The following is a 10,000-nucleotide window of genomic DNA, read 5'->3' on the forward strand; positions in this document are numbered from 1 at the left end:
GGTTTAATGGATACAAAGCCCAAATGCCCTCATCACCGGGTTGCTGTTCAGGCAACAAGGCGACTAAACGGCCGTCCTCTAAATAGGGTTGCAGGTAATAATCCGGCAGTTGTGTGACACCTAAACCTTTCAGCACCGCGTCTGTCAGCGCCACACCACTATTGCAGCGTAAATAAGGTTGAGGCTTAAATTGCAGTTTTTGGCCTTGCTGCTCAAAACGCCAGAAATCAACAGATCCCACTAGGCATCTGTGCTGATGTAGTTCCGCCACAGCAGTAGGTGTGCCAAATTTTTGCAGATAATCGGGGCTGGCGCATAAATATAAAGTGCGTTTTCCCAATACTTTTGCTTGCAGGCTGGAATCTGTCAGCTGGCCTAATCGGATAGCACAGTCAAAACCACCTTGCACTAAATCCAGTTGGTCATTAGTCAGCTGCAAATCCAGCTGCACTTTGGGATAACGTAATAAAAACTCATGCAGCAAAGGCGCAATAAAGTGTTCGCCATAATAGACAGGTGCAGTAATTTTTATCGCGCCTGAAGGTTCATGCTGCAAGCTGGTCAAAAGCTGATTGGCTTGTTGTAACCCATTGACTAAAGCCCGGCAATGCTGGTAGTACAAAGTGCCTTGTTCAGTTAGACGTACCTGACGGGTAGTACGCAGCACCAGTTTGCAATTCAATCTCTGCTCTAATTGCAAGACTGTACGACTAACCTGAGCCACAGAAATAGCTAAGACTTTGGCTGCTTTAGAAAAACTGCCAAGTTCGGCGACAGCTACAAATTCGCTGACCCCTTGCCATTCTTTCATTTATGCAAAACTCATTTGTTATTTTCGGGGATTATCAACGATTAAGAAAAAATTACAATGGGTTATACTCAATGCCAATACTAAAGGGAGCATTCCATGAATATGATTAAAACACGTGCAGCCGTGGCCTGGGGCCCGGGTCAACCGTTAAAAATTGAAGAAGTGGATTTAATGCCACCGCAAAAAGGCGAAGTGTTGGTGCGTATTATCGCGACCGGTGTGTGTCATACCGACGCTTATACCTTGTCGGGTCAGGATTCTGAAGGCAAATTTCCTTGTATTTTAGGCCATGAAGGTGGTGGTGTGGTGGAAGCTATAGGCGAGGGCGTCACCAGCGTAGCAGTGGGCGATCATGTGATCCCTTTATACACACCAGAATGCGGTAAATGTAAATTCTGTTTATCCGGTAAAACCAACCTGTGTCAGGCTATTCGTGCCACTCAAGGCCAGGGCCTGATGCCAGATGGTACCACTCGTTTTTCTAAAGACGGCCAGCCTATTTATCATTACATGGGCACTTCTACCTTTTCTGAATACACAGTGCTACCAGAGATCTCTTTAGCCAAAATCAATAAAGCGGCGCCTTTGGAAAAAGTTTGCTTATTGGGCTGTGGAGTAACTACGGGCATGGGCGCTGTGATGAACACCGCCAAAGTGAAGCAAGGCGACACAGTGGCTATCTTTGGTTTGGGCGGTATAGGTTTATCTGCTGTGATCGGCGCTGTGATGGCCAAGGCCAGCCGCATTATTGCCATTGATATCAATGAATCTAAGTTTGATATTGCCCGGCAGTTGGGGGCGACAGATGTGATTAATCCGAAAAATTTCGACAAGCCAATTCAGGATGTGATTGTTGAAATGACAGACGGCGGCGTCGATTTCTCTTTTGAGTGTATTGGTAACGTCAACGTAATGCGTTCGGCCTTAGAGTGCTGCCATAAAGGTTGGGGCGAGTCGGTGATTATTGGGGTGGCGCCAGCCGGCGCTGAAATCTCTACCCGCCCCTTCCAGTTGGTCACAGGTCGGGTTTGGCGTGGTACCGCTTTTGGAGGCGTCAAAGGCCGTACTGAATTGCCCGATTACGTGGAGCGTTATTTAAAAGGCGAGTTTGAGCTTGATACTTTTATCACGCACACCATGCCGTTGGAGCAAATCAACGAAGCTTTTGATTTGATGCATGAAGGCAAGTCGATCCGTACCGTTATTCATTTCTAACCACAGTATTTAGTCATTTGCCAAAAGCCCGGTTCGCCGGGCTTTCTCTGCATAAGGATAAAGTAATGACCTTAATTCAGTTATCCGAACACAAATTATTTGCTGGCCGCCAAATTAAATACCAGCATCACTCCAAAGTGATAAACGGACTGATGCAGTTTTCGGTGTACTTACCACCAGCGGCTGAAAAACAAAAAGTACCAGTGTTGTATTGGTTATCAGGTTTAACCTGCACTGATGAAAACTTTTCGGTGAAAGCCGGGGCGCAGCGTGTCGCAGCAGAGCTGGGAATAGCTTTGGTGATCCCAGACACCAGCCCAAGGGGTGAACAGGTAGCGGACGATGCTGCCTATGATTTGGGCCAGGGCGCAGGATTTTATCTGAATGCAACACAACAGCCATGGGCCGCCCATTATCAGATGTACGACTATATCTACAGTGAACTGCCTGCTTTAGTCGAAGCTCATTTACCAGTTAACTCAGCCAAAGCCATCAGTGGCCATTCGATGGGGGGGCATGGAGCTTTAGTGATAGCTTTGCGTGAAGCCGGTTCTTATCGCTCTGTGTCGGCCTTTTCTCCTATTTGTCAGCCATCAGAGTGTGACTGGGGCAAAAAAGCTTTTACTGCTTATTTAGGGGATGATAAAAACCAATGGCTGCAGTACGACGCCAGTTTTTTACTGGCGCAACAACAATGCAGTTTACCTATGCTGATCGATCAGGGGGAAGCTGATCAGTTTTATCCTGCACAGCTTCGCACACAATCTTTGATCGAGGCCAATCAGCGCAGTCAAAGCGGGGCGCAAATCCGGTTACAACCTGGTTATGATCACAGCTATTTTTTCATCAGTAGCTTTATTGAAGAACATTTGCGTTTTCATACCAGGCATTTAAAAGCTTAAACAGAACTTTATTTCGACGAACTTTTGCTTGCCCAAACGCCTCATGCACGGCTAAAATGCAGCCGCGCTTAGGGGAGTAATTTACAAAACCGCCAGGTTTTGTTTTGTTGTCAACACACTTGTACCTCAATGTACATGGCAACAAAGTCCCGCAGATCAAGCTTGATCAGGTATTAATGAGACCTAAGACAACATACTAGCCCCAGGCGGGAGTTGGTTTGTTGTCTTATGTTTAATGATCCCGCCAGGTGCAGTTTATGTATTTTGATGCCTTTGTTGCCTCTTTCGCTTCCGTTACTGTGGCGGAGATCGGTGATAAAACCCAACTTTTATCTTTGTTCCTCGCGGCACGATTTCGCTCACGTGGCGCTATTATTGCCGGTATTTTGGTTGCTACTTTATTAAATCATGCTGCATCCGCCTGGTTTGGTGCCTGGGTAGCGCAGTTTATTCCCGCAGGATGGCACGCCTGGTTATTGGGCGGCTCATTTATTGCTGTTGCCTTGTGGTTACTCATTCCGGATAAAGACGACAGTGAAGAAGTAAGCGTTTTAAAATACGGCGCTTTTTTTGCCAGCTGTATCTTATTTTTCCTGGCAGAAATTGGTGATAAGACGCAGGTAGCCACTGTGCTGTTGGCCGCAACTTATTCGGAAACCTGGCAGGTGATTTTAGGTACTACCCTGGGGATGCTCGCAGCTAATGTACCTGTGGTGTACGCAGGTAGTTGGTTGTTGGAACGTATATCTCTGGACTGGGCTCGTCGTATCGCTTGTGCAATTTTTATATTGCTGGGTGTACTGACTATTGTTATGTATTAGAGAGAAAAAGCGTTGCTCAGATCAGGGGCGGACTGTTGACCAGCAACTGGCATGCAGATGAAAAGACCGCGCAACAACACTGCTACGCGGTTTTTTAGCGGCGATTAGTGCAGCGCTATTTCTTTAGAAAATAGCCCTGACACTTAGCGCATAGCGACGGTCTGTCGTAAAGCTCAGTGCATCCGTTTTATCACCAGCCTGATTCATCTGATAACGGGTTTTGGTTTCAGTATTGAGTAGATTGCTGCCTTCTATACCTACTTTCCAGTTGTCGTTAATGCTGTAATAAAAACTAGCATCCATCATGCCTGAAGCCTCGGCGAACGCAGGTACATATTCTTCAGACTCCCGCAAAGTTAACAGGTATTCTGAGCGCCAGGTATAAGCCAAGCGGAATGAAATAGCTTCGAACTCATACATACCTACGATGTTCATGTTTTGATCTGAGTAACCTTGCAGAGGTAAGCCGCTGAAAACCCTGAAGGTATTGCGATTGTCTGCGATAGGATTACCATTTTCATCAAAACCTAAAGTGCCTTTGGATATAGCATTAGGATCTTCCAGACCGCTTTGATCTATGTAGGTGTAGTTAAACTGCAAACCTAAGCCTCGCCAGGCGCCAGGCAGCATATCGTAAAACTGGGAGTAGGAGAATTCAGCGCCACTTATAGTACCTGAACCCGTGTTGGCCGGACCATAAGCTGACACATCATAGTTCACTCCGTTGTAGCTGACATCCAAATCAAATTGTCTGTTGCGAATAATGTTATCCAGCTTTTTGTGGAACAACCCCAGGTTGACGAAACCAGCATCGGCGAAATACCACTCTGCTGTTAAGTCCAGATTGATGGATTCTTCCGGTTCAAGGTAAGGGTTACCAGCTAAAGCTGTGACTTCAATATCGTCAAGTGCAACTACGGGGTTATTGACTTCATCCTGATCGGCTCCCGGGGTTTGCAGTCGTCTGGTGTAGTCCAAATCCAGTAAGCTGATATTACGGGCATCCGTCAGGCTAGGATAATACAAGCCCTGAGAAGCACCAAAGCGCATAACCAAATCTTCAGCCAACTCAAAGTTCAGGTTTAAGCTGGGAAGCACTGCATTGTAGTCTGTGCCATCTACTGTACTTAATTGCGATTCACCAGAAGCCAGATCGTAATATTTCTTATACTCTGCTTGTTGCATTACCGTGTTCAGCGAGGTACCAGGTTCACCTCTTTTCGCGGTGGAAGGTTGCACAAAGGCGCCGGTTGACTCCAACTGATAGTTCACAAACCGTAGGCCAAGGTTACCTTTGACTGGTATATCCAGCTCGGCTCTTTCGAAATCAGCACGCAGATAAAACTCAGTGCGTTGTTCATTAGACGAGCTGATATTATGAGCTGCATAGGGGCCTTCGACCCTGTTTGGTTTGTCGGCATAAGGGACATAAGTACCAGTACAGACGCCGTTATTGGCCGCACTCAGTGTGGCGTTATGCCATCCGTCTTTACAGCCTTGGCGCAATGATTCAGCATAGTTTCTTACCAGATCCATTTTGGGGAATAAAAAGTTATTTACGTTCCCTATCAGTACTTTACCGTTGTAGTAGTCCGAGAAATCTACGCGTTCAAATAACCCTGGATTGTTTACTGCTGCGGCGGCGTTGCGATCATTCATATCCCAGGGCGTACCAATGGCAGACCAACCTTCATAGGCGGTATCACGCACAGTGAGATTTTTATCTGTGTAATAAAAGCCTGTTTTAATGGCGGTAAATACGCCGTCGAGTTCATAACTGGCATTAAATTTAAAACTGTCTGCTTTTGCGGTATTGTGTTCTTCCTGTTCCATACCGCTGCCGAGAAACAGGTTAGGCACTGGTCCATTCCAGTCGCTGTTAGGAGACCAGCCAGGTGTCAGAATGTTATCGCTCAAAAACTCTACTGTAGGGCGTTCACCGCGCATATCCAGGAAGTAGGGCGAAACGACGTGCACATGATTACCACGGGTTTGCCCTGACATACTGTAGTTGTGCACCACTTTTTCTGAGTCAATATGTTGATAATCCAGCTCAAGTTTTAAACGGTCTGAGGCTTTGATTTTAAGGTTGAGTGACGTATCTTCCACTGTATTTTCGTTGTAGTTCCAGCGGCTGCGATAGAAAAATGGTGTTTCCGGACTGACACCCAGGGCGACACCTGAAGTGACATAACCATTATCAGTCGTCAGAGGACGACCTGAAGCTGCATCATCCCGCCAGTTTTGTGAAGATCCCATAAAACCCCGGAAGCCTTGAGCAGCCTGACCTATTTGTCGTTCATTCCACTCAAGCGAGGCATCGGAATTAATATGTTCTAAAGTGGCGACTATGGTGTCATCGGTGTTGGCCCACTGCAAAGAAGAGGTAAAGCCTGTGCGCTCTCTGTCGTTGTCTGCAGTACTCATATGAATGGCGACAGGCACATGCCAGATACTACCGGCAGGCTGGCCGGGCAGGGCTGGACCATCGACAGGTGAACTCGGGTCTACACCTGTAATGCCGCCCCACTGGTCTGTGGTCGGGATAAAAGAGTCGCCACGGGAATGGAAGTTACCTAAACCTACGCCATCACCACGGGATTTATATTCTGATTGGGACGCAGCGATCAGGAAACCAAACTTACCCGCTTTGGTTTGCCAGCTATCAGAGAAAAGACCAGAAAATGAAGGGGTAACTTCTTCACGGAAATCGCCGTAGTTTGCTTTGGTACTAAAGGCCATTACTCTTTTGTCAGAATCAAAGGGTTTGCGGGTCACAAGATTGACGGTGCCAGCTATGCCACCTGAGATCAGGTCGGCAGTCTGATTTTTCACTACTTCGACTGATCCCAGTAGTTCTGCCGGAAAGTCTTCATAGCTCAGCCCCCCCCAGGGATTCGCACTAAAAGCTCCCCGACCATTCACCTCAGAGCGAACTCTATCTAAGCCTCGAACCAACACACCTGTCCCTTCATCGGCATAGTGTTTAGGGTCGTCAGAAGAGGCAAAACGTTCAATGGTGACGCCCGGTACCCGTTGTAGGGCTTCGGTAACAGACTTATCCGGCAGAGCGCCAATGTCAGTTGCTGTGATCACATCCTTAACAGTGTCAGCTAAACGCTTCAGATCCTGAGCCGACATGATGCTGCCACGAATGCCTTTAACTTCTATAACTTCGACGGATTCAGCTTTATTTTTATCAATGACACCGCTGTCATTTTTTGGCAAATCTTGTGCGAATAGCCATGTTGGGCTCATCCCCAACAAAGCGGCCGAAACAGCCAAACTCAATCTGGCCTTTGTTGTGCGCTGGATATGATAGTTAGTGTTGTGTAATTCAGACATAGTTTAAGTCTCTTCTGTTCTTGTTTTAGTCCATGCAAACTGCCAGTCATACCTCTGCTGACATCGTCATGAGATCATGTCTCTGCTGTTCCTGCTCAAAGCTGTCATTACTACCATATATGCCAAGCTCTAATGTTACTTTGTACCATGATGATTAAAAAGTAAACATGAAAAGGTGAAAAAATAACTTCAATTAGTAGAGTTAAGAGTTAGGTTATTGTTTTTACTCTATAGTTTTCATGTTACCAAGTAACAATAAAGTAGTGAGTATGAGACTTTGTCTCTTGATAAACGGCAGTTTCTGCTGGTCAAGCTTCCTGTAATTTGAGTTCCGCCTGTGTTTTTTACGGACCTATAGTGCTAATGAGCTTTGATGGCGAAGAGGGAAAGTGTCGGCTAAATTTTAATCGACAAAAGAGTGAAAGCAGTTCAGCATTCTTTCCTTTTGCTATTGCCACTACCTGATACAGTAAATGAAACTATTCAGGCTAGTGAAGCTGGATTCTGCTGACGTAAAGCCGATTGACTAGCGCAACACAACCAGCTAAAGCAGGGATAAGGTTAGTATTCTCCTACTGAGTCAAGTATAATGCGCGGCCATTTTTGGCAGGCAAAACCGAGTGAACCAACAGATGCAAACGAATCAGGCCCATTTAAGAAAATCCGCAGCAGTGGACCGCATGGCGGCTGAGCGGGGACTATTTTCTTATCCAAAATACTGGGCTGAGTCCTTTGGTACAGCGCCGTTTTTGCCTATGAGCAGAGCCGAGATGAAACAACTGGGCTGGGATAGCTGCGATATTATTCTGGTGGTCGGCGATGCGTACGTCGATCACCCCAGCTTTGGTATGGCTGTTGTGGGTCGTATGCTGGAGAGCCAGGGCTTTCGTGTCGGCATAATTGCCCAGCCTGATTGGTCGTCTAAAGATGCTTTTATGGCACTTGGCAAACCTAACCTGTTTTTTGGTGTCTCTGCCGGCAATATGGATTCGATGATTAACCGCTACACAGCGGATAAAAAATTGCGCCATGACGACGCCTATACGCCAGGCAATGAAGGTGGTAAAAGGCCTGATCGTGCTGTGATCGTCTATTCACAGCGCTGTAAAGAAGCCTATAAAGATGTGCCTGTGATCATAGGTGGTATTGAGGCCAGCCTGCGCCGTATTGCCCATTATGATTACTGGCAGGAAAAAGTTCGTCGCTCCATTATTTTTGATGCCAAAGCTGAACTGTTGATCTACGGCAACGCCGAGCGCCCTCTGGTTGAGGTGGCGCACCGTATTGCCAATGGCGAAGATGTCAATACATTACACGATATCCGTGGTACAGCTGTCATTCGTAAAGAGCCTTTACCGGGTTGGCGTGGTGTTGATTCCACTGCTATTGATAAAGTTGGTAAAATTGACCCTGTACCTAATCCATACGGTGCTGACGACGTGGGTTGTGGTACCTTTTCTGAATTTGCCCAGCAAGGTATAGATTTAAGCAAAGCGCCTGAAGTGGAAGCCAAGCCTATACTGGTGCAGCCGCCACGGCAAAAGCCCTGGGAAAAAACCTATGTCAAACTGCCAGCTTTTGAGCAGGTGAGTGTTAACAAGCCGCTTTATGCCCATGCTTCACGAATTTTGCACCAGGAGACCAACCCTGGTTGTGCCCGCGCTATTTTCCAGCGCCATGGTGACCGTTATTTATGGGTGAATCCGCCAGCTTTTCCATTAACGACGGAAGAGATGGATGGTGTGTTTGGCTTGCCTTATCAGCGTGTACCACACCCTGTCTATGGCAAGGCCAAAATTCCTGCTTATGAGATGATCAAAACCTCGGTCAATATCATGCGGGGTTGTTTTGGTGGCTGTTCGTTTTGCTCTATTACCGAGCACGAAGGCCGCGTGATCCAAAGCCGTTCTCAGGAATCTATTTTAAAAGAGATTAAAGAAATTCGTGACAAAGTGCCGGGTTTTACCGGCGTGATCTCGGATTTAGGTGGCCCAACCGCCAATATGTATCGCTTGCGCTGTAAGAATCCAAAAGCGGAGCAAACCTGTCGCCGGCCTTCTTGTGTTTATCCGACCATTTGCGAGCATATGGACACTGATCAAAGTCCGACTGTGGATTTATACCGAGCGGCACGCAAAGTGGATGGTATTAAGAAGATTCTGGTCGCATCCGGTGTACGCTATGACTTAGCTGTTGAAGATCCAAACTATGTCAAAGAGTTGGTGCAGCACCACGTAGGTGGTTATTTAAAAATAGCTCCAGAGCACACAGAAACAGGCCCATTGTCGAAGATGATGAAACCTGGCATGGGCGCTTATGACAAGTTCAAAGAAATGTTTGACCGCTTCAGCCGTGAGGCGGGTAAAGAGCAGTACCTGATCCCGTATTTTATTTCAGCGCATCCTGGCACCACGGATCGCGATATGGTGAATCTGGCACTCTGGCTAAAAGAGCGTGACTTTAAACTGGATCAGGTGCAGAACTTCTACCCAAGCCCTATGGCGAATGCGACCACCATCTATCACACCGAGATGAACTCGCTGAAAAATATCAAAGGCAATACCGAAGTGGTGCCTGTGCCCAAAGGGGAGCGCCAGCGCCGCTTGCACAAAGCCTTGTTGCGGTACCATGATCCAAAAGGCTGGCCTATGATCCGCGAAGCTTTGGTCAAAATGGGGTTAAAACACCTGATTGGCCGGGGCAAAGGCTGTCTGGTACCGGAAGAGGGCAAAGAAGAACTCTTCCTGCGTGGCACCAAAGTACCGGGTAAAAAACCAGGTCAGGTAGCGCTCACCCGCCATACAGGGGTCAATCCTGCTGCCAAAGCCGTAGAGAAGATCAAACGCTCATCCGGTAAGCCATCTTTTAGCAAAAAAGCTAAGGCTTAACCTCATGGCGATGACGGC

General features: G+C 47.1%; 6 protein-coding genes. 4 read left to right on the top strand and 2 right to left on the bottom strand.

Going from position 1 to position 10,000, the window contains the following annotated elements; all coding sequences use genetic code 11:
- The coding region (locus tag LDL40_RS01555; protein WP_300993041.1) for a LysR family transcriptional regulator at positions 1–811 on the bottom strand (811 nt) is incomplete at its 3' end.
- A gap of 102 nt (positions 812–913) precedes the next feature.
- Here LDL40_RS01555 and LDL40_RS01560 point away from each other — a divergent pair.
- From LDL40_RS01560 to LDL40_RS01570, 3 genes are all read left to right on the top strand, one after another.
- A complete protein-coding gene (locus LDL40_RS01560) occupies positions 914–2,026 on the top strand; it encodes an S-(hydroxymethyl)glutathione dehydrogenase/class III alcohol dehydrogenase (protein WP_300993053.1) in 1,113 nt (370 codons plus the stop codon).
- Positions 2,027–2,091: 65 nt separating this feature from the next.
- On the top strand, positions 2,092–2,928 hold the full coding sequence (gene fghA / locus LDL40_RS01565) for an S-formylglutathione hydrolase (protein WP_300993043.1): 837 nt from the start codon (positions 2,092–2,094) through the stop codon (positions 2,926–2,928).
- Between the two features lie 257 nt (positions 2,929–3,185).
- Entirely contained in the window at positions 3,186–3,749 is a 564-nt protein-coding gene (locus tag LDL40_RS01570) for a TMEM165/GDT1 family protein (RefSeq protein WP_300993047.1), read from the top strand.
- A 123-nt stretch (positions 3,750–3,872) separates the two neighbouring features.
- Here LDL40_RS01570 and LDL40_RS01575 read toward each other — a convergent pair whose 3' ends face one another.
- Entirely contained in the window at positions 3,873–7,094 is a 3,222-nt protein-coding gene (locus LDL40_RS01575; protein ID WP_300993050.1) for a TonB-dependent receptor, read from the bottom strand.
- Between the two features lie 680 nt (positions 7,095–7,774).
- Here LDL40_RS01575 and LDL40_RS01580 point away from each other — a divergent pair.
- A complete protein-coding gene (locus LDL40_RS01580; protein WP_300993056.1) occupies positions 7,775–9,982 on the top strand; it encodes a YgiQ family radical SAM protein in 2,208 nt (735 codons plus the stop codon).
- Positions 9,983–10,000: the final 18 nt, after the last annotated feature.

It is taken from the genome of Rheinheimera sp., from assembly GCF_020217005.1.
GTDB lineage: Bacteria > Pseudomonadota > Gammaproteobacteria > Enterobacterales > Alteromonadaceae > Pararheinheimera.